Below are 24,863 nucleotides of genomic sequence, written 5' to 3' on the forward strand. Positions count from 1 at the left end.
GAGCAAAGATACTACTATTTAACTAAATTTAGTTGAGGGAAAACCTCAACAATCTTTCTATCATTTGACAGTCGAGGTATTTTGTTTTGGCCTCCTAGTTTTCCAATGGATTTCATGTATTCTTGAAACCCATCCTTTTTAATTTTTGTTATTTTTAATGGTTGTAAAACTTTTCCATTGATTAAATCAAAATAATAGGAGTTTTGTTTTTGAAGTGATTCATCAATTTTTTTTGCTAATCCCAACAAGTCATCAGGTTCGTTTTCAAACTCAACAAACCATTCATGATATGGTAATCCTTCGTTAGGTGTTATTTGAGGAGCAACTGTGTATTCTGTAATTCTAATGGAAGTTCCCGTGGTTGCATCTAACATAGCGTGTTCTACTTCTTTACCTATTACATGTTCTCCAAAAGCCGAAATGAAATGTTTAATTCTTCCTGAAACAATAACCCTATATGGTTTTAATGATGTAAATTCAACAGTATCACCAATATTGTATGCCCAAAGACCGGCGCTGGTTGAAATAATCATGACATAGTTTACTCCTAGTTCAACATCTTTAATGGTAATTCGTTTAGGGTTTTCACTAAAAAATTCATCTGCCTTAATAAACTCATAAAAAATTCCAGAATTTAATAATAGTAACATCCCTTTTTCATTTCGCTTATCTTGAAATGCAAAAAATCCTTCACTAGCTGGATATAATTCTATACTATCAACTTTTCTTCCAATTAAATTCTCAAACTTCGCTCTGTACGGTTCGTAATTAACGCCTCCAAAAATAAATAGATTAAAATTCTTAAAAATATCGCCTACTTTTTTTCCTGTTTTTTGTTGAAGTTTTTCAAAATACATTTGTACCCATGAAGGTATTCCTGAAATAACTGTCATGTTCTCTGGAAGTGTTTCTTCAACAATAGCATCTACTTTTGTTTCCCAGTCATCAATACAATTCGTTTCATAAGAAGGCAATCTGTTTTTTTGAAGATATTTAGGAACATAATGCGCAACAATTCCTGAAAGCCTGCCTAATTGAATTCCGTTTTTTTTGTCTAAAATTGGACTTCCTTGTAAGAAAATCATTTTCCCATCAACAAACTTGCTGTTTCCTGTTTCGTGAATGTAAAGCAGAATTGCATTTCTGGCGGCCTCTATATGATAAGGCATACTTTCCTTTGTTATAGGAATATATTTAGAACCTGAAGTGGTTCCTGATGTTTTTGCAAAATAAATAGGTTTATCTGGCCAAAGTACATTTTCTTTTCCTGCAACTACTTTTTCAATATAATGCTTAATATCTTCATAATCCCTTACAGGAACTCTTTTAATAAAATCATGATAAGAGTTGATACTAATAAAGTCATGATTTTTACCAAATTCAGTTTCAGCCGCCTTACTAATTAAATCTTGAAATACCTTTTCTTGGGTTTCAATAGGATTTTTAGCCCATTTTTGAATGCGGTTAAAGACAATTTTTGCAAATGGTTTTGCTAAAGCAGATTTTATTGATAGCATTATTTAAAATCTATAAAGTTTGTTGGATTGATAGGGTATCCATCATTCCACAGTTCAAAATGTAAATGTGGACCAGTGGAAAGTTCTCCTAAATTTCCAGCCGTGGCAATAACTTCTCCTGCTTTAACCAAATCGCCTTGAGACTTAGTTAAAGATGCATTATGTTTATATACAGAAATTAAACCATAACTGTGTTCTATAATTATAACATAACCTGTTGTTGCCGTCCATTCTGCAAAGATAACAACACCATCTGCGGTAGATTTTATTGGCGTGTTTTTTGCAACTACAATATCAACGGCAAAATGCTTTTCCTTTACATTATATGACTCACTTATAGGGCCATTGGCAGGTGGAAATAACACAAAGTTTGTAGCTGATGTGGCCGATTCAAATAGATTGTATTTGTCTTCTTTATCCACTTTTTGGCGTAATAATGAATCTTCTGAAATAGGATTTAAATCAACTTGACTTGCTTCTAATTTTACTGCTTGAATTATAGAGTCTCTATTAAAATCTACCGAACTTACATCTCCTTGCAAAACCTTTTTTATAGAAGCATAATATTTCTCATTCATAATAAGAATTTGTTGTAAGGAATCTGTTTTATAACTCAATTCTGTTGCCTTCTTTTTTAAAGCGGTAGAAGAATATCCTGGAATGTATTCCCTTAAAGATGTGAAAGCTATTAAAACTGTAGTTAAAACAATTAAGATAATAGTTGATAACGATGCTAAAACAAAAACGTTTAATCTGTTTAGTTTGAATGAGACGCGCTCTTCAAATGTTTCCTCATTAAGTATAACTAGCCTATACTTATCAAGGAGTTTTCTGCCTAATCTGCTAGGGTTTTTCTTTTTTTTACTCATGTTAAAAACAAAATTAAATAAAAATATCGCAAGACGTTATTGCTTTATGCTAAAGTTATGTTTAAAACGTTTTTATTAAACTTTAATTATTAACTTTGTTCTTTAAAAACATACGTTATGAGTTTATATATGTTACCGTTGGTAATTGGAGCACCTCAAATTATTCTGATTGTTGTAGTTGTTTTATTATTGTTTGGAGGGAAGAAAATACCTGAATTAATGAGAGGACTTGGTAGCGGCATTAAAGAGTTTAAAGACGCTAGCAAGGAAGACGATAAAAAAGACAATAAAAAAGAATAATGACTTCTTTTAAAAAAAGCCAACACGATGTGTTGGCTTTTTTTTATTTTTTTATCTATCTATTTGATTTTTACAGAGCTAATTATTGCCTCTAATTCAAACATGTAATCTCTTTTTTCAACCGAAGGCGCAAAAACAAAGCCCTCTATAACTAGCCATCTTTTATTTTCTTTATCTTCAATAGTATAATTTATAAACGGGCCAGACATAAATGCATTTTTAACATCCCATAGGCCTTTTGTTTCTAAAGCAGGTTTTTTGTCTAAGGTTGTTTCAAAATGAAATGGTGTATAAGCGTTTTCTGTAATCATATAAGAGCCTTCAACTGGTCCTGGAATGTATTTTTCACCAATAGAATCTCTTATTTTAATAATTGTATTAACAACACTATCGCTTCGTTTTACAACTTCATATGGCAACTCATATAACATTAAATTCATGGAGCCTGTTTTGATATCCTTACGAATCCAAAAAAATTTGTTGTCTTCTTTTGCAACTCTATAAGCTGTTGGAAACTTAATGCTAACACCTAATTTATCTTCAATTGACTTGTCGTTGTGTAGTGACAAATTAATACGTCTTTGCTTTTCCTTAAGTTCTTCACTTTTAAAAGCATTAATTATTTTTGAAGCATTTGAAGTGATTTCATTTGTTATGGCTTCTTTGCTTGGTCCTGAAACAACTACAACTTTTTGTGGTTTAGCATAGACATCATCAAAAACTGCAAATGCTGCTTTATCATGTACTTCTATTTTTAAAATCGTTCTATTTTTGGTAACAAAGCCACTAAAAACCGAAGGGGGAATTTGGTTCATGCTAAACATAGGTTCGTCTTGTGGCAATCCATCAACTGTTGTTGCTAGTATGGATCTAATAGATTCTCCCACACTTCCACTCCACATATCATTATCAACAACAACCGATATGTTATTGATGTTTCCCGAAGAATCAGAAAGTATTTTATTGTTTTTTGATTTGTCGTCTCCACATGAGAAAATAAGGACTAATAGTAATGTAATTAAAAAAGATTTTTTCATGATTTAATTAAAGTTAAAAGGAACTTATCCTTTTGATATTTTAAGTTTCATTCCTGGTTTTAAATGATTACCACTAATATCGTTCCAATCTTTAATATTTTGAACAGAAACTCCAGAAAATTTTTGGGAGATGCTCCATAAGGAGTCTCCTTCTTTAACCGTATAGTACTCTCCATTTCCAGAATTTTGCTTATGAACAGTAGTTTTAGCTACGGTAGAACTTGTCACAAAATGAGGTTTTGTTGGATAAATAGTTAGTCGTTGCCCTACACTTATATTGTTGGTTCTTAAACCATTCCATTGTTTAATTTGACTTACTCTAACACCATAATGTCGTGCAATTTTTCCTAAAAAATCTCCTGATTTAACCCGATAAGTTGTTTTGCTATCTGCTTCAAAAAACTGCGGTAATGGTTTTTCGCGTTTATCAAATTCTGCCTTAGCATAAGCATAAATTTGTTTTTCATTATTTACAAAAGGGCCAATTACGTTTCTAGGTAAACGCAAAGTATAGTTTTCATCTTTAATAAACGGTATGATATCTAATTTATATGATGGATTTAAAAACTGCAATTCTTCAACTGGAACTCCTGTTACTTCTGAAACCTGATCAAACGTTATCATCTGTTTTACAATGACAGTATCGGTTTCTTTATAAGCAAATTCTGGTTTAGCCTTCTTAAATCCATGTTCTTCTGCATATTCAAAAATATACATGGTAGCTAAAAATGCAGGTAAATACCCAGCTGTTTCACGAGGTAAATTATGTCTGATATTCCAATAATTTTGATAACCTCCTGAACGTCTAATGGCTTTTGTTACATTTCCTGGGCCAGAATTATAAGCCGCTAATGCTAAATCCCAATCACCAAAAATTTCATATAGCTTTGATAAATATTTGGTGGCAGCTTCAGTTGATTTAATAGGATCACATCTTTCATCAACATAACTACTTACGTCTAATCCATACATTTTACCCGTGCTATACATAAACTGCCATAACCCTGTTGCGCCAACACGAGATTTTACCCTTGGTTTAAGAGCCGATTCTACGATTGATAAATATTTGATTTCAAGAGGGAGATCATGGCTATCCAACTCACGCTCAAACATAGGAAAATAATATGCACTTAAAGTAATAAGCTTTTGAAGTGTTTCCCTTCTGTTTTTTAAATATGATTTAATAACACTTTCTAATCCAGAATTATACTCAACGTTAAAAGGCGTTTTAGAGCTTAACTCTTTTAATCTTGCTTTAAGTGTGTCTGTAGAAAGTTCTGGATAATCAACTTCTTCATAAGTAAGGCCTGTAATTGAATTATAAATGGTATCATACAAATCATTGCTATACAACTCTTCCAACCACTTTTCGTCTAAGTTTGCAGCATGGTCATTATCTAAAAAACTTAAAGCTGAAATACTGTCTATTTCAGCTTTAATAACCTTACTCAGGTCTATGCTCCCATCGATCAAAGAATCATTTAATTTGATTTTTTGAGAAGATAAAGAATCTTTCGTTTGCCCGAAACCGAGTCCTATATTTGCTATTAAAACTATTATGAAAATTCGCAATGCCATGTGTTTTTTTGTTTATTTATAAACGATGGTATTGCTAAAATCGTATTTTTTAGTTTAAATAGAAAATTTTAATTGATTTATTCTAAAATAGCTGCAATTCCTGGTAATACAATTCCTTCTAAACTTTCTAACATGGCACCGCCTCCAGTACTCACATAACTTACTTTATCTTCAAATCCAAATTGTTTTACAGCTGCGACAGAATCACCTCCTCCAACTAAAGAAAAAGCTCCGTTTTTGGTTGATTCAGCAATTGAATTTCCTAAGGCTATGGTTCCTTTTGCAAAACTTTCCATTTCAAAAACACCTAATGGTCCATTCCATAAAATTGTTTTGCTTTCCATAACTATATCATGAAAAATAGCAAGCGATTTTGGTCCGGCATCAACACCTTCCCATCCGTCTGGGATTTTATCAATATCAACTATTTGAGTATTGGCATCATTACTAAACTTGTCTGCTGCAATCACATCAACAGGAATATGCACCTGAACATTTTTAGCTTTTGCTTGTTTTAAAATATCCAAAGCAAGTTCCATTTTATCATCCTCGCAAATTGAATTTCCAATTTTTCCACCTTGAGCTTTAACAAAAGTAAACGACATACCTCCACCAATTATTAAGTGGTCAACTTTGTCAAGAATATTCTCTATAATAGTAATTTTTGAAGACACTTTAGCTCCTCCAAGTACTGCTAATACAGGTTTTTCTCCAGTTTTCATTACTTTTTCAATGCTTTCAATTTCTTGTGCTAATAAATAACCAAAACATTTATTATTTGGGAAAAATTGAGCTACAATAGTTGTGGAAGCATGTGCTCTGTGAGCTGTTCCAAAAGCATCATTTACATAAATATCTCCTAATTTGGAAAGTTGTTCAGAAAATGCTTTATCACCAGCTTCTTCTTCTTTATGAAAACGCAAATTTTCAAGTAACAATATTTGTCCTGGCTCTAAACTTGCTGCTGCAGCTTCGGCTTTCGGACCAACACATTCATCAACAAATTTCACTTCAACCCCTAAAATATCTTCAACTTTCTGTGCTATATGTCTTAATGAAAATTCGTCTTGAACTCCTTTTGGTCGTCCTAAGTGAGACATTAATATACAACTTCCACCGTCTTCTAAAATTTTTATAATAGTTGGTTTAGCAGATACTATTCTTGTGTCATCTGTAACTTCAAATTTTTCATTTAAAGGCACATTAAAATCAACACGTATTAATGCTTTTTTGTTTGCGAAATTAAAATCGTTAAGCGTTTTCATTTGTTTATGTTTATTATTTTTTATCTTTTTTAAATTACTGTTTTCGTTTTTACTGAAAAACAATGTTTTAGAGAGCTAATTCTTTGACAAATGTAACTAATTAAAAAGAGCTGCAAAACGTGTTTTTTTACGAAAACGATTGAAGCGTAAATATTTTTTCAAAATCAATATTTTAACCTTAGAAATATTGAGTAAATAGCCCGTTCATGAAATCAAGTTATTGATTTATTCAAATTAAATTTTAAAAAACAAAATGAAAAAAATTATGTAGGTTTGTTTTATGTTATTTGAAGATATATTAGGACAAGAATACATAAAAAAACATCTTACACAAAGTGTAGATAATGGTAGAATTCCACATGCACAATTGTTTGTTGGCCCTGAAGGTTGTGGATCATTACCAATGGCAATAGCCTATGCCCAATACATTTTATGCAATAACACGAATGGAGAAAACAATAATGGAATACATGCTTGTAACTTAAAATTTAATAGTTTTTCTCATCCTGATTTACATTTTGCTTTTCCGGTAACTACAACTGATAAAATAAACAGCCATCCAGTCTCAAATCATTTTATGACTGAATGGAGACAACTTTTAGAAAAGCAGCCTTATGGCAATTTATTTGATTGGTATAAACAACTTGGGGTTGATAATAAACAAGGACAAATTGGAGTTGATGAAGCTGTTGAAATTGTAAAATCACTTTCGTTAAAATCCTATGAAGGTGGCTATAAAGTCATGTTGATTTGGATGGCCGAGAAAATGAATACTGCTTGTGCTAATAAGTTATTAAAACTCATTGAAGAACCGCCAAGCAAAACCATTTTTATATTAATTGCTGAAGATGAAGAGCAGATTATAAATACTATAAAATCACGATGTCAAGTCCTTCATTTTCCTCCTTTGTCAGAGAATGTAATAAAACATGGACTAATTAAAAATTACGATTTAGAAGAAGCTGTAGCAACAAAAATAGCACATCAATCTAATGGAAATTTCAACAAAGCCTGTGATTTAATCTATCAAGATTCTGAAGACTTACAGTTTGAAGAATGGTTCATCTTTTGGATTAGAAGTGCTTTTAAAGCTAAAGGAAATAAGACTGCTATTCATGATTTGATTAACTGGAGTGAGGATATTGCTAAAACAGGTAGAGAAACCCAAAAACAATTCTTGCAATTTTGTCTGAATTTTTTCAGGCAAGCGTTATTGTTAAATTATAATGCTTCACAACTGGTTTATCTTCAACCGAAAACAGACACTTTTAAATTAGAAAAATTTGCTCCTTTTGTTCATGATGGTAATATTTTAGAAATTAGTGAAGAGCTTCAAGATGCTATCTATCACATTGAAAGAAACGGTAATTCTAAAATTATTTTAACAGACTTGTCTATCAAACTTACACGGTTACTTCATAAAAAAACAGCCTAATGTTAATGGCTATCAAAAAATGGTTTGTTATTATAAATCCAACTTCTGGAAATGGTAAAAGCCTAAGGAAGTGGCCTGAAATAAAACATTATTTAGATTTATCAGGTTTTAATTATGAATTTGCATTTACCGAACATTCAAAACATAGTGTTTCTTTAGTCCAAAAAGCAATTGAAAAAGGATTTAGAAACATTATTTGTGTTGGTGGAGACGGAACAATTCATAATATTTTAAACGGTATTATGTTACAGAAAGCAATGCCTTCTAAAGACATACATGTTGGAATAATTCCAATTGGCACAGGAAACGATTGGATAAAGACCCATCAAATTCCAATGGATATAAATCTTGCTGTAGAAACCATTAAAAAAGGAAAAATATCTTGTCAAGATGTTGGAAAAATTGAGATTGAAAATCAAAAAAACTCTCCAATATACTTTAATAATTTAGCCGGTGTAGGCTTTGATGGTTTTGTAGTCAATAAAGTTCATAAATATAAATCGTTAGGAGCTTTAGCTTATTTGTTTGGTGCAGTTATTGGTTTGCTTTCATTTAAAAACTTCAACTCTACAACTTATATCAATTCAAAAAAATATTCTGGAAATACTCTGATGGTTTTAGTTGGTCTATGCAAATATTCCGGTGGAGGTATGCAGCTTACCAAAACACCAAATCCTTTTGATGGTTTATTTGATGTGAGTATTGTAAAAAACATAAGTAAACTTGATATTCTGAAAAACATGGGGAATTTGTTTAATGGTAAACTATCCAACCATAAAAAAGTTGAATCCATTAAATCTAACCATATAGAAATTATAATTAATCAGGATGAAAAGCCTTATATTCAAGCAGATGGCGAGTTAATTGGGAAGGGAAATATTACTTTGCAAATAATTCCTCAGTCTTTCTCTTTTTATTCATAAAATAAAAAAACACCAAACAAAAGTTTGGTACTTTTTTTTATAAAACTCTAATTTTCAGTATTTTAATCTTAATTATTTTTTATACTCTTTATTCAAAGCGTCTAAAATTGTTTGAGTTAAATCATTTTCTTCAGTACCATATAATACTGATGCAGCTGCATCACTTGTTCCTAAAATATATGTATAACCATTAGTTTTACCATAATCTTTTACAAATCCTTTTACTTTAACAATTAAAGTGTCTATTTCTGTTTGAAATGACTGCTGAATTTCTTGTTGTTCAGCTTGCATTTGTTGTTTAAGCATTTGCTGTTTTTGACCAAGCTCTTGGTATTTTTCTTGTTGTGCCTTTGGAGACATGCTTTTAGCGGTTGCTTGAAATGTTTGGGCTTCTAATTGAAACGCTTGTCCTATGCTATCTGCTCTTTTTTGAAAAGCAGCATCTTTAGCTTGATATTTTGCCTCAAGATCTTTTTTCCCTTGATAATCATTAATTACTTTTCCATTATCAACATATCCAATTTTTTGTTCCTTTTGACAAGATGTAAATGCAATTAGAACCATTACTACATATAAAATATTTTTCATTTTTTGTTTTTTTAATTTTGAACAAAAGTAGGAAAGTAAAATAGAATTTAATGAGGATTCTTTGGTGTTTTTGTAGTATAACAAAAAATTATTATAGTCAAAACCAAATATTGTTTTTAACTATCAAAAAAGAAACAAATAGAGGCCGTTTAAGCGACTTTTAAAAAAAAGGAAGGTGTTTGGTTGTTTTAGCTTATTTTGGCTTAAATATGAGTGTGTAAATCAGTTTTTATCGTTTTTAACACAGTAAATAATGGAAGAATACTCTTTTGTAGTTATTGCTTTTAAATTTGAAAGACATCCTATTAAAAAAGCTCGAATGGGATTCATTTTCCCAGTTTTATATTTTTCAGAAAGAAGACTTACATAAAAGGCATCAAACAACATGGGGTACGTTTTTACCACATGCATGTTTTCTTTTGAAACTAATTTACTTATTGAAGTTTTTGAAAAATGCCATAGGTGTCTTGGAACGTCAAAAGCCGCCCAAAAGTTTTTATAAAATTTGGCGTCATAACTTTTAAAATTTGGAACGGCAATAATTAGAGTTCCTTTTGGTTTTAAAAGCTTTTTAAAAATTGAAATGTGTTCATTTAAATTTGGCAAATGTTCTAGCACATGCCAGAGCGTAATAACATCAAACCTTGAGTTTTCAAGTTTCAAAAGATTTTCTGAATTAAAAACTGAATTTTCTGTTTTTTTATTAGCAATTTTTCTGGCTTCGTCATTAGGTTCAATACCATAAACTTCCCACCCACCATCTTTTGCTATTTGAAGAAAATCTCCTGTTCCGCAACCAAAATCCAAAAGAGATTTTCCTTCCTTTGAATAAGCTTCAATAAGTTTTAGTTTTCTTTTAAGAGCAATTCTTTTAATACTATGGTAAGTTTTTTCAAATAGGTTTCTTTTAGAATCGGTATGAGAAATATAGTCTTCGCTTTTATAGTAAGCTGGTAATTTATCCAATGAAGGTTGTGGCGAAGTTTCTAAAAAATCAAATTCTATATTAGAAATTAAATCAAAGCTTTCTCCTGAAACGGAAAAATCTTTAACTGATAAATAGATTATTTGCTCTTTTTTATTATCCAAAAGTCCAGTAATATTTTAATTATTTTTTCGAAAATGGAAATTGTTCCACGTGGAACCTTAAAATTATCTGCCCATATAAACCAATAGAACCGAAATATCATTAGGCGATACCCCACTTATTCTTGAAGCCTGAGAGACCGTTTTTGGTTGAATCTTTTTTAGTTTTTCACGCGCCTCATAACTCATAGACTTAATCTGAGAATAATCAAAATTTTCTGGAATCTTAACATATTCTAATCGACTTAACTTATCTGCATTATTTTTTTCTTTTGAAATATATCCAGAATATTTTACCTGAATTTCGGCTTGTTCAATTATTTCGTTATCCAAATCGTTCTCTTGAATATATGCTTCTACAGCCTCAAATTTTCTAACATCGTCAATGGTAATGTTTGGTCTAGAAAATATTTTAAACATCTTATCTGATTGCTTAACCAATGCAGAATCTTTTGATTCTAAAACAGGATTTGCTTCTTCTGGCTTTACACTAGTATCTGCAAAAAACTGAACAAACTTTTCAGCCTTACTATGTTTTTCCTCCATTCTTTTAAGCCTCTTTTCGCTCGCTAAACCAAGCTCATATCCTTTTGGCGTTAATCTTAAATCGGCATTATCCTGACGTAACAATGTTCTATACTCAGCTCTGGATGTAAACATTCTATAAGGTTCTTCTGTTCCTTTAGTTATTAAATCATCAATTAAAACACCAATATAAGCTTCATCTCTTTTTAAAGTAAATGGATCTTTTTCTTGAACTTTTAAACTGGCATTTATTCCAGCCATTAAACCTTGTGACGCTGCTTCTTCATAACCAGTGGTTCCATTAATTTGTCCTGCAAAATATAACCCTTCAATTAATTTAGTTTCTAAGGTGTGTTTTAATTGGGTTGGTGGAAAATAATCATATTCAATGGCATAACCTGGTCTAAAAAATTTGACGTTTTCAAACCCAACAACTGAACGTAATGCTTTAAATTGAACGTCTTCAGGAAGTGATGTTGAAAACCCGTTTACATAAACTTCTACAGTATTCCATCCTTCAGGTTCAATAAATAATTGGTGTCTGTCTTTATCAGCAAAGCGGTTTATTTTATCTTCAATTGATGGACAATAACGAGGTCCTAAACTTTTGATTCTTCCATTAAACATAGGTGATCTATCAAATCCTTCACGAAGTAAATCATGCACCTTAAGACTTGTATAAGTCATATAACAAGATCGTTGTTCTTTTAAAGGTTTTGTTACATCTAGAAATGAAAATTTTTCAGGGTTTTCATCACCAGGTTGTTCAATCATTTTAGAATAATCCAAGGACCTTCCATCCACTCTTGGCGGTGTCCCAGTTTTCATTCTACCAGAATCAAAACCTAACTCAACAAGTTGCTCAGTAATTCCAGTTGCTGCTTTTTCGCCAGCTCTTCCTCCACCAAAATTTTTATCTCCTATATGGATAAGTCCATTCAAAAAAGTTCCGTTAGTCAAGACAACGGTTTTAGATTTAATCTCCACTCCTAAAGATGTCTTTATACCAACAACTTTATTACCTTCTATTAAAAGGCCACAAGCCATGTCCTGATAAAAATCTAAATTAGGGGTTTGCTCTAGCATTAATCTCCAATCTTCAGCAAACCTCATTCTATCACTTTGAACTCTTGGGCTCCACATAGCTGGTCCTTTAGATTTATTTAGCATCTTGAATTGAATAGCAGATGTATCGCTAACAATACCACTATATCCACCTAAAGCATCTATCTCTCGAACTATTTGTCCTTTTGCAATTCCTCCCATGGCAGGATTGCAAGACATTTGAGCTATAGTTTGAAGATTCATAGTAACAAGCAATGTTTTGCTTCCCATATTTGCAGCCGCAGCCGCAGCCTCGCTTCCTGCATGACCGGCACCTACAACAATTACATCATAAACATCATTAAACATATCGTGTTCCCTAAAAGCTAATTATTTTCTAAAAACAATTTGTTCCACGTGGAACAAATTATAACCTATAAATTAAAATTGAGTTTGCAAATATAATGCTAAAACCGGAATATTAACTCAACTGCTTGAGATAGTGGTTTTCCTTTTGTCGCATGATAGCAGAATCGGCATCTGATTTATCCTTATATCCACAATAATGCAAAACCCCATGAACAATAACCCTATGTAGCTCATCGGAAAAAGAAACCTTAAAGTCATCAGCATTTTCCTTTACACGTTCAATAGAAATGAAAATATCTCCCTGTATAATTTTTCCGACGGAATAATCAAAGCTAATAATGTCTGTTAACGTATCGTGATTGAGAAACTCAACATTTAATTTATGTAAATATTCGTCATCACAAAAAATATAATTTATTTCTTCTTCTTTAAAACCTTCAGAAGTTATAACATCTGAAATCCATGTTGAAATTAAATTTTCATTTTCTAATAAAAATGTTGTTTCGTAATTAAAGCTAATCATTAGTTATTTTAAAATATTCTTGAACCTTTACTTTATAAATATGCTGCAAAGGTAACGCTTGTCTGTTTAATATTTCTGTGGTTTTAAAATATTGTTTTGCAGTAGGTATTTGATTGTTTGAGTCGTTATTAAAATTATCGGTATTAGATTTAGACTCTCTTTTATTGTCTTCACCTTGCTGAAAAGTAGCATTTTCCAATTTCAATAACTGATGCTCCAACTGTTTCATTTTTTGAAGTGTTTCATTAGTAAACCCTTTATTCAACAAATCCAATTCAATATCTTCCATGTTTTTCAGAAGATTAGAGCCAGAACCAGTTTTTCCTTCTTTAGCAAGTTTTTCCTCTAGTGCTTGTCTTAATTCTTGTTGTTGCTGATAAATTTCATATAATAATCCATTCATTGAATCATTATCGCCATCTTCACCATTTTCTTTGCCATTATTTCCTTTTTGCTGTTCACCCTTTTCGTCCTTTTTATCACCTTTACCATCCTTTGGTTTACCGCTTTCATCTTTTTTCATGCCGTCTTCCATCATTTTATTTAGCTCTTCTTGACTCATTATAATGTCTGGTAATTGCATGTCTCCTTTTCCTTGTCCTGGTGAAGGATTTAATTGCTCCTCCATATTGTCAAGAACATCGCTTAAAAAATTTGCTAAATTATTGGCGGCGGTTACAGTAAACTGTTGATTTGATATACCTTGTAAAATTTCGTTTTCGGCCAACTGAGACAATGACTTATCAATATTATAATAAACCTCGGTGATTTCTTTGTTTACTGTTTCAGATAATTTTGGTTCTCTTAAGGAAAGCGCAAAAAGACTGTCATCAATATGCTTAAAATGTTCTCTTAAACTACTTTGCTTTCTTAAATAAGAAGCATATTTATTATGGTTAACTTCAATGACTTTAAATTGATTCATTAAAGACTCTTGCTCAAAAGAAAACAATAATAAATTATCTAAAATTTGACGCAACATGTCAACATCTTCCTGCATCTGTTCTCCTCCGCTCATTTGCATGGATTGATTCATTTTTTCACTCATCTTCATCATTTTTTGAGCTGCTTTCTTTTGACTTTTCTGAGCGTTTTTTAAATTTTCATCCTCTTTAGGATTAGTCTTATCTTCTTTTGATGCTTCTTTATTTTCACTATTTTTTAACTCTTCCGAAGCCTTTTTTTGTTCAGACACAACTTCATTTTCATCTAGCTTATCTCGTGGTATTTCAATAGGCTTTTTTAGTTCTTTATTATCCTTCTCTAATTGATCTAATTCCTTTTTAAAGTCATCAAAATTTTTGTTTAATTCATCTTGTTTTTCGGTAGTGTTTTCTTCTTTTGGGGTGTTTGATAATTTTTCCTGATCTATAGCTTGCTTTAATAGTTCTTGTTGAAGCTTATCTAATTTTTTTTCTACATAAAAGCGTTTAGTTAATTCAAGTAATTGTTCTAAACTTCTCTTTTTATTTTTGTTCTGTTTGGCTAACTCATCCAATTTTTGTGAAAACTCTTCCTTGTTTATTTTCTCTTGAAGCTTTTCAAACTCTTCTAACAATTTTTCATCTTGTTTTAACTGTTGTTCGTTTTCATTGAGTCTATCTTTTAAATCTTCTTTGAAAATATCTTTTTTAGAATTGTCCTTTTGAAATTCTTCCAAGTTTTCTTTTAATTGCTTGTTGAAGTTTTTCATCATTTCGTCCTGCTGCTTTTGCCGTTTAAGAAATGATTCCAATTTTTTCTTATCACTAAAATTCAACTCCGATTTTTCCTTTTGGGTTTTAGATAATTCTTCAAGTTGCTTGTCTTGTTCTTCAAACTTTTTTAAAGATTTATTTAAATCCTTAATCGTTTCATTTTGCATATTAAGACTTCGTTGTTCCTCTTCTTCTTTGGTTCTCTTTCTGTAAGTAAACACATTGCTTTTAGTGCTTTTGAAATTATGAACAACATCGTTATCAAAAACCTGAAAATACAAGTTATAACTAATGCCTTCTTCAATATTTAAATTATTTGGGAACGCTGTGATAAACTCAGAAATATTTGATGATGACACCGGAATATTAAGATATTGCTTATTGCTTTCTTCCTCAAAAGGATAATACACCAATTGCAATTTGTTAAACCCATAATCATCGCTTAATTGACCATAAAAATATAGGGTTTGCATATCAACACTATCTTTTTCAACTTTTAAATTAAGCTCAGGATATTCGTCTTTAATCACATTAATGCTAAAAGCTAATTTTTCATAATCTTTAAGATGTTCGTTACTGGTGCTTAAACTATATTCAAAATCGTTATAAATCCTTTTTGATAACTCAAACTTATCATTATCTGTTTTTGAAAATGAAAGCGTATCTTTAGAAAAAAGACTGACATTTTCAGTGGATTTGGTGTTAAGTTTCCAAGTAACATTAGTTCCCTCTGGAATAACCGCATTACCTGTACTTTTTAAAACTTCTGACGGTTTATTAACATAAGAAGGATACTTTAAAAGCAGTTCAAAACTTAATAATGATGGAGCTTCAATGATATTCAAATCATATGGTTTTGAAGTCACATTATTGGCTGTTAACTCAAACTGGATATTCTCTTTAGGTTTAGAAAATACATATTCAAACTCTCCTACATTTTTTTGTTGCAAAAAATACGATTCATTGTTATAATGTATCTCAACGTTATTTGGCATTACGCTTCCTGAAACTGTGACATGAAGAATAAAATCAGTGTTCTCAATAACATTCAAATCGTTGTTTACAACGTAAAATTGAAATGGCGCCGGTTGTTCGTAAGCCGTTTTATAATGTACTACTCTTTCAAAACTGTCACTAAACAAATTAAAATTACCTGTAACAAAAGTTATTAATATGATTATCAATGGAATAGCAGCATATTTGAAATATTTGAAATTGGTTTTAAAATTAATAGCCAACTTAAATGGTATCGGGCTTAGTTCGGTAGATTTTTGATTAATGCTAGCTAAAAGCAGTTCTGTTTTTGAAGTATCAGATTGAAGTTGCAGTACGTTAAGCAGCTTATCATTTACTTGTGGAAAATGTTTCCCAATAAGTTTTGAAGCGTATTCGTAATTTATACCTTTTTTAAGTTTTAAAAGTTTAGCAATAGGAAAAACTATAAACTTAATAACCAAAGCAATTTCAACACCAACAAACAACCAAAACAAAATAGTTCTGGCCAAAGAATTTAACCACAAAAAATATTCAATTAAAAGAGTAGCTAAAAAATATAACAAGCCCAATGCAAAAAATAAAATAATTCCTTTTATCAGTTCATTGGTGTAATACTTTCTAATGAATCCTTCTAACTTATCTTGTATGTTTTTAAATCCCTCCAACTATATTGTGTCTTTCTAATATCAACTATAACACACGAAATTACAATTTTATTTTAAGCTATAATTGACTAAATTTGATATAATTGGGCTAAATTCAACAAACAACAAAGTAAACTGACTAAACTAAATGAAAGATTTAAAATATTTAGCTGCATTCTCTATTCCTTTAGTGGCTTTTATTGGAATTTATATTAGAGGTGTTTATTCATATTTAACACCTGTTTATGCTTTTGTTTTAATTCCTGTTTTAGAATTAATTTTTCCAGTTGACTCTTATAATATTTCAGAAGAAGAATCAAAAAACAAATTAAAAAATAAGCTTTTTGATTGGTTGTTATATCTAAACTTTCCTGTTGTTTATGGATTGCTTTTTTATGCCTTGATAACGGTTAATTCAAAATTTTTAGATGCATATGAGTTTGTAGGTTTAATTATTTCTATTGGAATTGTTTTAGGAGTTAACGGTATTAATGTGGCTCATGAACTAGGACACAGACAAAAAACTAATGAACGTTTTCTAGGAAAAGCATTGTTATTGCCTGCTTTATATATGCATTTTTATATTGAGCATAATTTTGGGCATCATTTGCATGCAGCGACCAAAGAAGATCCAGCTACAGCGAGATATAATCAAAACGTTTATTCTTTTTGGATTACATCAGTATTTAGACAATATTTTAATGCTTGGAATATTCAAAAAAATCTCCTAAAAAATAATGGGTTTCATTTTTTGTCTGTGAAAAACGATATGTTATGGTTTACTCTGTTTCAAGCGGTTTATCTTCTTACAGTTTATTTATTATATAACTATACTGGATTTCTTTTTGCGTTGTTTTCGGCTATAACAGGTTTTATTTTACTGGAAACGGTAAACTATATTGAACACTATGGATTACTTCGTTTGAAAACTGCTTCTGGACGTTATGAGCGTGTAAAAGAAATTCATTCATGGAATTCTAATCACGTTATTGGAAGAATTGTTTTGTATGAATTAACAAGGCATAGTGATCATCATTATAAAACATCTAAGAAATATCAAATACTTGATTGTCACAAAGAAAGTCCACAGATGCCATTTGGATATCCAACCTCTATGGTTCTGGCAATGATTCCTCCTATTTGGTTTCGTATTATGAATAAACGCGTTCCACGTGAAATGATAGGCGCATAATTATTCCTATTCATAAATATCCTTTTATCTTTGCACAAAAATTACAAAGCATGAGTAACAATGTTCGTGTGCGTTTTGCACCAAGTCCAACAGGTCCACTACATATTGGCGGTGTTCGTACAGCCTTATTCAACTATTTATTTGCAAAAAAACATAACGGTACATTTATCTTAAGAATTGAAGATACCGATCAAAACAGATATGTTGAAGGTGCTGAACAGTATATTATTGATGCTTTAAACTGGTGTAACATTCCTTATGATGAAGGCCCTGGAAAAGAAGGTGGATTTGGTCCTTACAGACAAAGTGAACGCAAAGAAATATATAAGCAATATGCTGAACAATTAATTGCTTCTGGAAATGCTTATTATGCCTTTGATACAGCTGAATCTTTAGATTTTCATAGAAAAGATCATGAAGAAAAAGGGAAAACATTTATTTACAATTGGCACAACAGAGAAAAGTTAACCAATTCTATTTCACTTTCTAAAGAAGAAGTTGAAAACCGACTTGCTAATGGCGACGAGTATGTAATTAGATTTAAAATGTTGGATACTAAAAACGAAGAAGCTCAAGCAAGTATTTCAGCAACAGATATTGTTAGAGGTTATGTATCATTTCAAAAGGAAATTCTTGACGATAAAGTTTTGTTTAAAAGCGATGGCATGCCAACTTATCACTTAGCAAATATTGTTGATGACCATTTAATGGAAATTACTCATGTAATTCGCGGTGAAGAATGGTTACCTTCACTCCCACTTCATATAGCATTATACGATTCTTTTGGTTGGAAAGCTCCTGAATTTGCACACCTTCCTTTAATTTTAAAACCTACCGGAACAGGAAAACTAAGCAAAAGAGATGGTGATAAATTAGGGTTTCCTGTATTTCCTTTACAATGGAACGATCCAAAATCGGGTGAATTATCTAGAGGTTATAAAGAAGATGGTTATTTTCCTGAAGCCATGATAAATTTCTTAGCCTTTTTAGGTTGGAACCCAGGAACTGAACAGGAACTGTTTTCTTTGGCGGAATTAGTCAATTCTTTTGAATTAGAACGTGTTCATAAAGCTGGCGCTCGTTTTGATCCTGAAAAAATCAAATGGTTTAATCATCATTACATGCAAGAACAAAATAATGTTGAATTAGCAGAAGCATTTAAATTACAAAATGAAAAGTTAAGCGATATTGATGTTGATTATATTGCCTTGGTTGTTAATTTAATTAAAGAGCGTGCAACTTATATAAGCGATTTCTGGAATTTATCTCATTACTTTTTTGAGTCACCTAAAGCTTATGACGAAAAAGCATCTAAAAAAGCTTTTAAAGAAGGTACAAAAGAGACATTGTTACAATTGGTTTCAATTATAGATTCTATTAAAGATTTTTCTGTAGAAAATCTTCAAACAGAAATAAAAGGATGGATAACCACAAACAACATAGGTTTTGGACAAGTAATGATGCCTTTGCGCTTATCTTTGGTTGGCGAATTACAAGGGCCTGATGTATTTGATATTATGTTTATGATTGGAAAAGGCGAAACCAAAAAACGTCTTGAAAATGCTTTGGCAATTTTGTAATGGTTTTTAAAAAGAAATTACGGCTCCTAAAACGAGCATAGATTGGTTGCCTTTAAAGCTTTTTTCACTGTTTCCAGATGTGTCTAAATTTTCACTGTTAAGTTTCTTTAGTATATTGGTAAACCCATATATATATTGAACTTTCAGACTAATAAAATCCAATCCTGCAGAAGCGCCAATGGCGCCATTAATATTAAACTTAGAAATATCTGTAATATCAGCAGCTGATAAATTATTGTAATTGTTTATATAATAAGCTTCTTGTGATTTATTTTTTAATTCCAGCTTTCCGTTATATTGAAGCATAGGTCCAACATCAATAGTAAAGTATCTTTGAATAATCTTAATGTGACCCAATAAAGCCACTTGAGCTGTAAATAATTTATATTCTATAAATGCGTCTTCTGTACTTATTAAAGTTGGTCTTCCTAAAATGTTGATGTGATTTTCTGAAAGTTGCATACCAAAACTCATATTATACCACCTATTAGGTATATCAACCGTTGCCAAAAAGCCCCCTAAAAACCCTGTGACTTGCTCTGTTTCAAAATTATCTGTTATAATATCAAATTTAGTGATAGCCCCATTAACACTAATGCCATTTGTTATGTGATAATTCCCTTTTTGGCTGTAACTTTTTGTAACAAAAGCAATGCTTAAGACTACTAATAGGTAATTAAGTTTTTGTTTCATAAGTATTAGTAATATCAATCAAATATAACATAAATTTTGTATCTTAAACATTCTTAAAATTTTAATGTAAAAGTCATGAGTCAAATATTTTTTCCAGTTGTAGTCTTCTTTGGGGTTATTATTTTAATCTCTTCTTTCTTTATTGTAAAACAACAAACGGCAGCTATTATTGAGCGTTTTGGAAAATTCCAAAGTATTCGTAAATCTGGTCTTCAGCTAAAAATTCCTTTGGTTGATAGAATTGCTGGACGATTAAGTTTAAAAATTCAACAATTAGACGTCATTGTTGAAACCAAAACGTTGGACGATGTATTTGTAAAACTTAAGGTCTCTGTACAATATAAAGTACTTCCCGAAAAAGTTTATGACGCTTTTTATAAACTGGATTATCCACATGAACAAATTACTAGTTATGTATTCGATGTTGTTAGGGCTGAAGTTCCTAAAATGAAATTAGACGATGTGTTTGTGAAAAAAGATGATATCGCCATTGCTGTAAAAACCGAGCTAAACGACGCCATGATGGAATATGGATATGATATTATTAGAACCTTGGTTACCGATATTGATCCAGATGCACAAGTAAAAATAGCAATGAACAGAATTAATGCTGCAGACAGAGAAAAAACCGCTGCTCAATACGAAGGTGATGCAGCCAGAATTTTAATTGTTGAAAAAGCAAAAGCTGAAGCTGAGAGCAAACGTTTACAAGGTCAAGGTATTGCCGACCAACGTAGAGAGATTGCTCGTGGTTTAGAAGAATCTGTTGATGTGTTAAACAGGGTTGGTATTAATTCTCAAGAAGCCTCTGCATTAATTGTAGTAACCCAACATTACGACACTTTACAATCGCTTGGTCAAGAAACAAACAGTAACTTAATTTTATTGCCTAATTCACCTCAAGCGGCAAGTAATATGTTGAATGATATGGTTGCGAGTTTTACTGCCAGTAATCAAATTGGAGAATCCATGAAAGAAGCAAAAAGAAACCCAAAAAAAAGATAAATAAGTATTGAATTTTATAAAACTAAAACCCTTTGAGAAACAATCTTAAAGGTTTTTTTAATTTTTAAATGGATGTCTTTCTTCCCATTCTTGAGATGGATTCATAAACATAAAAACTTGTTTTAATATTGCATTCGCAAAACCATTGGTCAATTTTAAATACATGTACATGCTTTCTGGTTTAGCGCCTACAGAACTTTTAATTTCCATTGCTGTTCTAGCGTAAACAACAGAGTTAAACTTATTCTTTATAGCAAAATAAGCCATGTCATAGAGCATATTTAAATATAATTGATTGGTGTGTTGATGTTCAGAATCGTAGCCTAAAAAATAGGTTTCTAAAGACTTGTTGTTAAGTATTAAAGAGTAAAAACCAATCAACTGATTGTCTAAATAATAACCAAAAATTCTAAAGTTCTCTTTTAAGTGTTGCTTTAAAGTTAAAAAATGATTTTTTGGTAAAATAAACGTGTTAAACGCTGCATTATTGGAAACATTCATGTACAATTCATAAATAGCTTCTGATTCTGACTTTAAGGTTTCTAAATCCAATTCTTTAACCAAAATATGGTTTCTTTTTTGTCTGGCTCGTTTAAAACGTGTTCTATATTTAGTTGTCATGTCTGATACATAATCGCTCTCATTTAACCATTCTTTTCTAGTCCTCATAATCATGTTTGGCTGGACTTTCATTTTATAAAACTTCTTTGATTGAAAAACTGGTTGTTCTAAATGTATAGCGTCATTTTCAAAATAATCCTTGAAAAGAATTAATCGAATGGTCTTTCTCTTTTTAGTTTTTATCTGCTTGATCAATTCCTTGCAAGCATCAAAAATTTTTTCAAGAAAATCTGCTTGTTGAATCTCAGATTGATTAAAAAAAATTCCGTGTTGACCTGTATGTGTTAAGTTACCAACAACCAAGATATTCCCCTTTAAAACCTTTGACATTGCGTTTTGAGCAAACTCTTTAAAACACGAAACTCTTTCATGCCTAAACATATCTTTTAGATATAATTGAACGCGTTGAATTATAGCTATTCCAATTAATTTGTCCAATTTAAAAACGCCAACATAATAGATACAAATAGTATCTGGACATGCTTTTTCAAAAGCTTCTAAATATTGTGTCTGTAAGAATAAATCGTGCTTGGTTAAGTCATTCCATTGAGTTTTTGGAAGCTTGCTTACTGAGTTATATAGTTTATATTCTATCAAGGCAAAAAAATAAAGACTGAAAACATATGCAATCAGTCTTTAATAATATTAAAAGTTTACAAAAATTATTTCCACCCACAAATAATGGCCCCCATAACGGTTAAGGTTACAATCCAATAACCACTATTTATAAAAATATATTTAGCGCTTTTACGTTCAAATAAAGCATTGGTTCCTATAATTGGTAGTGCGATAAACAATCCTGATATAAAACCATGTAAAGCACCGTGTTTAAAAGATCTAAAAACATCTCCATAATCGGCCATAAAAGCAGTATACGATGGAAGTCCTTTTGTTGGGTCTCCACCAACTAAGCTCAATGCTCCATATTGATGGATTACAATAGGTTGTAAAATAAAAGCTAACATAAAAGCAAACAATAAAGCTAATCCAAAAATTTTAGCCATATTACCGCCTTTTATTTGTTCTTCTGTCATGCCTGCAGCTTGCATCCAAGCATTTCCAAATACTTTTGGATTATACCAGATAAATCCAACTACCAGTGCAGAAATTGCCGCAACCAGTATTGCTAAAAAATTCATTTCCATAATATTATTGTTTTAGTTTGATATTAAATATAACTAAAATTATAATATCAAGATATTTTTTAGTTTGAAAAAGAAGTGTTAACAAATTATTTAATAGTCTCTGCCTCAGCCTTTAAAAGTAGTTCTGAATCTTCTAAAGCCTTTTGAATAAACTCATTGATTTCAGGATTTCTTTGTAAGCCATTATTCAACAAAACCCCTAAAGTTATCATAGTTGCAATTCGAGTTCCAACTTTTTTAGCGGCTGTAGCAAATAATGGACTTAGTTCATCATAACTTACATTTTTCGCCAATTCTTGAATTTCGGCTTTTGCCTTTATCTGTTTGGCTTCTGGTAAATTAGTGTATTTTTTTCCTAACTGCTGAATAATATCAATGGCTTTTCTTTGTGGCTGATTTTGTTGGCCTTGATTTATTTTCTCAGAAGGTTTACTTATCTCCTGAACAGCTTCTTGTTTAGCCCATGTATCTCTTAACCCAACAATTTTATTGAAAACTAAATGGTTTGAAGTTGTGTCTTTATCAACGCTAAAATAGCCTAAACGTTGAAACTGAAACCTATCTCCTATTTTAGCATCCAGTAAGCTAGGCTCCACAAAAGCATCAACAATTTTTAAAGAATTAGGATTGATAAATTCTAAAAAGTCTATATCCTGATGGCTGTCTGGAGCTTCATCCATAAATAAACGATCATACTCTCTAACTTCAGCTTTTACAGCATGTTTTATAGACACCCAATGTAGCGTTCCTTTAAGTTTGCGCAAACTTGCTTCAGTTCCTGTTCCACTCAAACTGTCTGCATCATAAGTACAATGTATTTCTGAAATATTACCGTTAGTGTCTTTTACAACTCTTTCCCCTTTTATGATGTAAGCATTTTTAAGACGTACTTCTTTTCCTAAAGACAATCTAAAATACTTGCTATTCGCTTCTTCTTTAAAATCATCTCTTTCTATAAAAAGTTCTTTTGAAAAAGGTACTTTTCTAAACCCTGCATTCTCATCTTCCTGATTATTTTCTGCTTCCAACCACTCCTCTTTTCCTTCAGGATAATTTGTGATTACAAGTTTTACCGGATCTAAAACAGCCATAACTCGTGGAGCAGTTTTATTTAAATCCTCACGAATACAGAATTCTAAAAGCGATACATCAATAACGTTATCCCTTTTTGCTACTCCAACAGTTTCTACAAATTTTCTTATGGCTGCAGGTGTATAACCTCTTCTTCGTAAACCAGAAATTGTGGGCATTCTTGGATCATCCCACCCTTTTACGATACCTTCTTCAACTAATTGCAGAAGTTTACGTTTACTCATAATGGTATAACTAAGATTTAGACGTGCAAATTCACGTTGCTTAGGTAACATAGGGTAATCGTTTTTACTGTAGTTGTAAACTTGGTTTTTAAACCAATTATAAAGCTCTCTATGAGGTTTAAATTCTAATGAACATAGTGAGTGTGATATTTGTTCTATGTAATCGCTTTCTCCATGTGTCCAATCGTACATAGGGTAAATACACCATGCATCCCCCGTTCTGTGGTGATGCTTTTTTAAAATACGGTACATGATTGGGTCGCGCATTAACATATTAGGATGCTTCATGTCTATTTTAGCCCTAAGAATGTGTGCACCTTCTTCAAATTCGCCATTTTTCATACGGTTGAACAAGTCAAGGTTTTCTTCAACGCTTCTGTTTCTAAATGGACTGTCAACACCTGGTTGCGTTGGCGTTCCTTTTTGTTCCGCCATTGCTTCTGAAGACTGAGAATCCACATAGGCTTTTCCTTCTTTAATAAATTGAATGCTCCAATCGTAAAGTTGCTGAAAATAATCTGAAGAATACAGTTCTTTGTCCCATTTATAACCCAACCAAGCTATGTCTTCCTTTATGGCATCAACATATTCTTGTTCTTCTTTAGCGGGATTGGTATCATCAAAACGCAGGTTAACCGGAGCATTATATTTTTCTCCCAATCCAAAACTAATACCAATGGCTTTGGTATGACCTATATGTAAATACCCATTTGGTTCTGGTGGAAAACGAAAACGTAGGTTGTTTTTATCGATTCCATTAGCCAAATCCTCTTCAATAATTTGCTCTATAAAATTGAGCGATTTTTTTTCTTCAGACATAAAAAAACAGCTATTCGCTAGTTGAGATTTAAAAGCAATAATATTAATCAAAAATATTGTGCAAAATTAGGTAATTTTGATGACTTAAAATACCAT

20 protein-coding genes are annotated in these 24,863 nt (G+C 31.3%); 6 read left to right on the forward strand and 14 right to left on the reverse strand.

What is annotated here, in order from left to right:
• Window positions 1-14 precede the first annotated feature (14 nt).
• Window positions 15-1,517: a GH3 auxin-responsive promoter family protein gene (locus tag V8G69_RS02320; protein WP_394880106.1), complete on the reverse strand. Its 1,503-nt coding sequence runs from the start codon at window positions 1,515-1,517 to the stop codon at window positions 15-17.
• The gene (locus V8G69_RS02325) at window positions 1,517-2,386 is read right to left on the reverse strand and encodes a M23 family metallopeptidase (RefSeq protein WP_394880107.1); all 870 of its coding nucleotides are present in this window, start codon (window positions 2,384-2,386) and stop codon (window positions 1,517-1,519) included. The genes V8G69_RS02320 and V8G69_RS02325 overlap by 1 nt, the downstream gene beginning before the upstream one ends.
• 117 nt (window positions 2,387-2,503) lie before the next feature.
• On the opposite strand from V8G69_RS02325, the gene V8G69_RS02330 reads away from it, so the two are divergent.
• Entirely contained in the window at window positions 2,504-2,686 is a 183-nt protein-coding gene (locus V8G69_RS02330; RefSeq protein WP_394880108.1) for a twin-arginine translocase TatA/TatE family subunit, read from the forward strand.
• Between the two features lie 59 nt (window positions 2,687-2,745).
• Here V8G69_RS02330 and V8G69_RS02335 read toward each other — a convergent pair whose 3' ends face one another.
• The 3 genes from V8G69_RS02335 to V8G69_RS02345 form a co-directional block, all read right to left on the reverse strand.
• On the reverse strand, window positions 2,746-3,723 hold the full coding sequence (locus tag V8G69_RS02335; RefSeq protein WP_394880110.1) for a DUF4837 family protein: 978 nt from the start codon (window positions 3,721-3,723) through the stop codon (window positions 2,746-2,748).
• Window positions 3,724-3,747: 24 nt separating this feature from the next.
• Window positions 3,748-5,301, reverse strand: a complete 1,554-nt coding sequence (locus V8G69_RS02340; RefSeq protein ID WP_394880112.1) for a LysM peptidoglycan-binding domain-containing protein — start codon at window positions 5,299-5,301, stop codon at window positions 3,748-3,750.
• A gap of 77 nt (window positions 5,302-5,378) precedes the next feature.
• Window positions 5,379-6,566 carry a phosphoglycerate kinase gene (locus V8G69_RS02345; protein ID WP_394880113.1) on the reverse strand — a complete coding sequence of 396 codons (1,188 nt, stop codon included), beginning with the start codon at window positions 6,564-6,566 and terminating at the stop codon, window positions 5,379-5,381.
• Window positions 6,567-6,846: 280 nt separating this feature from the next.
• Between V8G69_RS02345 and V8G69_RS02350 the strand changes: the two genes are divergently transcribed.
• Window positions 6,847-8,001, forward strand: coding sequence for an ATP-binding protein (locus tag V8G69_RS02350; RefSeq protein ID WP_394880115.1), 1,155 nt, complete (start codon window positions 6,847-6,849; stop codon window positions 7,999-8,001).
• Window positions 8,002-8,006: 5 nt separating this feature from the next.
• The gene (locus tag V8G69_RS02355; RefSeq protein WP_394880116.1) at window positions 8,007-8,924 is read left to right on the forward strand and encodes a diacylglycerol/lipid kinase family protein; all 918 of its coding nucleotides are present in this window, start codon (window positions 8,007-8,009) and stop codon (window positions 8,922-8,924) included.
• 72 nt (window positions 8,925-8,996) lie between these two features.
• Here V8G69_RS02355 and V8G69_RS02360 read toward each other — a convergent pair whose 3' ends face one another.
• From V8G69_RS02360 to V8G69_RS02380, 5 genes are all read right to left on the reverse strand, one after another.
• On the reverse strand, window positions 8,997-9,512 hold the full coding sequence (locus tag V8G69_RS02360) for an OmpH family outer membrane protein (protein ID WP_394880118.1): 516 nt from the start codon (window positions 9,510-9,512) through the stop codon (window positions 8,997-8,999).
• Between the two features lie 222 nt (window positions 9,513-9,734).
• A complete protein-coding gene (locus tag V8G69_RS02365) occupies window positions 9,735-10,601 on the reverse strand; it encodes a class I SAM-dependent methyltransferase (protein WP_394880119.1) in 867 nt (288 codons plus the stop codon).
• A gap of 63 nt (window positions 10,602-10,664) precedes the next feature.
• Window positions 10,665-12,536 (reverse strand): tRNA uridine-5-carboxymethylaminomethyl(34) synthesis enzyme MnmG, encoded by a 1,872-nt coding sequence (gene mnmG, locus V8G69_RS02370; protein ID WP_394880120.1) that lies wholly within the window; start codon window positions 12,534-12,536, stop codon window positions 10,665-10,667.
• 112 nt (window positions 12,537-12,648) lie between these two features.
• Window positions 12,649-13,059 (reverse strand): rRNA maturation RNase YbeY, encoded by a 411-nt coding sequence (ybeY, locus tag V8G69_RS02375; protein WP_394880121.1) that lies wholly within the window; start codon window positions 13,057-13,059, stop codon window positions 12,649-12,651.
• On the reverse strand, window positions 13,052-16,417 hold the full coding sequence (locus tag V8G69_RS02380) for a DUF4175 family protein (RefSeq protein WP_394880122.1): 3,366 nt from the start codon (window positions 16,415-16,417) through the stop codon (window positions 13,052-13,054). Before V8G69_RS02380 ends, ybeY begins: the two co-directional genes overlap by 8 nt.
• Before the next feature lie 127 nt (window positions 16,418-16,544).
• Here V8G69_RS02380 and V8G69_RS02385 point away from each other — a divergent pair, with 127 nt between their 5' ends.
• The gene (locus V8G69_RS02385; RefSeq protein ID WP_394880123.1) at window positions 16,545-17,588 is read left to right on the forward strand and encodes an alkane 1-monooxygenase; all 1,044 of its coding nucleotides are present in this window, start codon (window positions 16,545-16,547) and stop codon (window positions 17,586-17,588) included.
• 50 nt (window positions 17,589-17,638) lie between these two features.
• Window positions 17,639-19,168, forward strand: coding sequence for a glutamate--tRNA ligase (gene gltX / locus V8G69_RS02390; protein ID WP_394880124.1), 1,530 nt, complete (start codon window positions 17,639-17,641; stop codon window positions 19,166-19,168).
• Window positions 19,169-19,174: 6 nt separating this feature from the next.
• On the opposite strand, the gene V8G69_RS02395 is transcribed toward gltX, so the two are convergent.
• Complete coding sequence (locus tag V8G69_RS02395; protein ID WP_394880125.1) at window positions 19,175-19,861, reverse strand: hypothetical protein; 687 nt, start codon at window positions 19,859-19,861, stop codon at window positions 19,175-19,177.
• Window positions 19,862-19,936: 75 nt separating this feature from the next.
• Here V8G69_RS02395 and V8G69_RS02400 point away from each other — a divergent pair, with 75 nt between their 5' ends.
• Window positions 19,937-20,866 carry an SPFH domain-containing protein gene (locus V8G69_RS02400; RefSeq protein ID WP_394880126.1) on the forward strand — a complete coding sequence of 310 codons (930 nt, stop codon included), beginning with the start codon at window positions 19,937-19,939 and terminating at the stop codon, window positions 20,864-20,866.
• 57 nt (window positions 20,867-20,923) lie between these two features.
• Here the strand turns inward: V8G69_RS02400 and V8G69_RS02405 are convergent, their stop codons facing one another.
• From V8G69_RS02405 to V8G69_RS02415, 3 genes are all read right to left on the reverse strand, one after another.
• Window positions 20,924-22,084: a GNAT family N-acetyltransferase gene (locus tag V8G69_RS02405; RefSeq protein WP_394880127.1), complete on the reverse strand. Its 1,161-nt coding sequence runs from the start codon at window positions 22,082-22,084 to the stop codon at window positions 20,924-20,926.
• A 65-nt stretch (window positions 22,085-22,149) separates the two neighbouring features.
• Window positions 22,150-22,632 (reverse strand): DUF1761 domain-containing protein, encoded by a 483-nt coding sequence (locus tag V8G69_RS02410; protein WP_394880128.1) that lies wholly within the window; start codon window positions 22,630-22,632, stop codon window positions 22,150-22,152.
• A gap of 86 nt (window positions 22,633-22,718) precedes the next feature.
• Entirely contained in the window at window positions 22,719-24,767 is a 2,049-nt protein-coding gene (locus V8G69_RS02415; protein ID WP_394880129.1) for a glutamine--tRNA ligase/YqeY domain fusion protein, read from the reverse strand.
• Between the last annotated feature and the right edge of the window lie 96 nt (window positions 24,768-24,863).

It is taken from the genome of Gaetbulibacter sp. M235, from assembly GCF_043876835.1.
Taxonomy (GTDB): Bacteria; Bacteroidota; Bacteroidia; order Flavobacteriales; family Flavobacteriaceae; genus Yeosuana.

What these genes read in the sequence shown, in the direction of transcription:
- V8G69_RS02320 (WP_394880106.1), bottom strand. Translation starts at nt 1,517, where the DNA reads ATGCTATCAATAAAATCTGCTTTAGCAAAACCATTTGCAAAAATTGTC.
- V8G69_RS02325 (WP_394880107.1), bottom strand. Translation starts at nt 2,386, where the DNA reads ATGAGTAAAAAAAAGAAAAACCCTAGCAGATTAGGCAGAAAACTCCTT.
- V8G69_RS02330 (WP_394880108.1), top strand. Translation starts at nt 2,504, where the DNA reads ATGAGTTTATATATGTTACCGTTGGTAATTGGAGCACCTCAAATTATT.
- V8G69_RS02335 (WP_394880110.1), bottom strand. Translation starts at nt 3,723, where the DNA reads ATGAAAAAATCTTTTTTAATTACATTACTATTAGTCCTTATTTTCTCA.
- V8G69_RS02340 (WP_394880112.1), bottom strand. Translation starts at nt 5,301, where the DNA reads ATGGCATTGCGAATTTTCATAATAGTTTTAATAGCAAATATAGGACTC.
- V8G69_RS02345 (WP_394880113.1), bottom strand. Translation starts at nt 6,566, where the DNA reads ATGAAAACGCTTAACGATTTTAATTTCGCAAACAAAAAAGCATTAATA.
- V8G69_RS02350 (WP_394880115.1), top strand. Translation starts at nt 6,847, where the DNA reads ATGTTATTTGAAGATATATTAGGACAAGAATACATAAAAAAACATCTT.
- V8G69_RS02355 (WP_394880116.1), top strand. Translation starts at nt 8,007, where the DNA reads ATGGCTATCAAAAAATGGTTTGTTATTATAAATCCAACTTCTGGAAAT.
- V8G69_RS02360 (WP_394880118.1), bottom strand. Translation starts at nt 9,512, where the DNA reads ATGAAAAATATTTTATATGTAGTAATGGTTCTAATTGCATTTACATCT.
- mnmG (WP_394880120.1), bottom strand. Translation starts at nt 12,536, where the DNA reads ATGTTTAATGATGTTTATGATGTAATTGTTGTAGGTGCCGGTCATGCA.
- ybeY (WP_394880121.1), bottom strand. Translation starts at nt 13,059, where the DNA reads ATGATTAGCTTTAATTACGAAACAACATTTTTATTAGAAAATGAAAAT.
- V8G69_RS02385 (WP_394880123.1), top strand. Translation starts at nt 16,545, where the DNA reads ATGAAAGATTTAAAATATTTAGCTGCATTCTCTATTCCTTTAGTGGCT.
- gltX (WP_394880124.1), top strand. Translation starts at nt 17,639, where the DNA reads ATGAGTAACAATGTTCGTGTGCGTTTTGCACCAAGTCCAACAGGTCCA.
- V8G69_RS02395 (WP_394880125.1), bottom strand. Translation starts at nt 19,861, where the DNA reads ATGAAACAAAAACTTAATTACCTATTAGTAGTCTTAAGCATTGCTTTT.
- V8G69_RS02400 (WP_394880126.1), top strand. Translation starts at nt 19,937, where the DNA reads ATGAGTCAAATATTTTTTCCAGTTGTAGTCTTCTTTGGGGTTATTATT.
- V8G69_RS02410 (WP_394880128.1), bottom strand. Translation starts at nt 22,632, where the DNA reads ATGGAAATGAATTTTTTAGCAATACTGGTTGCGGCAATTTCTGCACTG.
- V8G69_RS02415 (WP_394880129.1), bottom strand. Translation starts at nt 24,767, where the DNA reads ATGTCTGAAGAAAAAAAATCGCTCAATTTTATAGAGCAAATTATTGAA.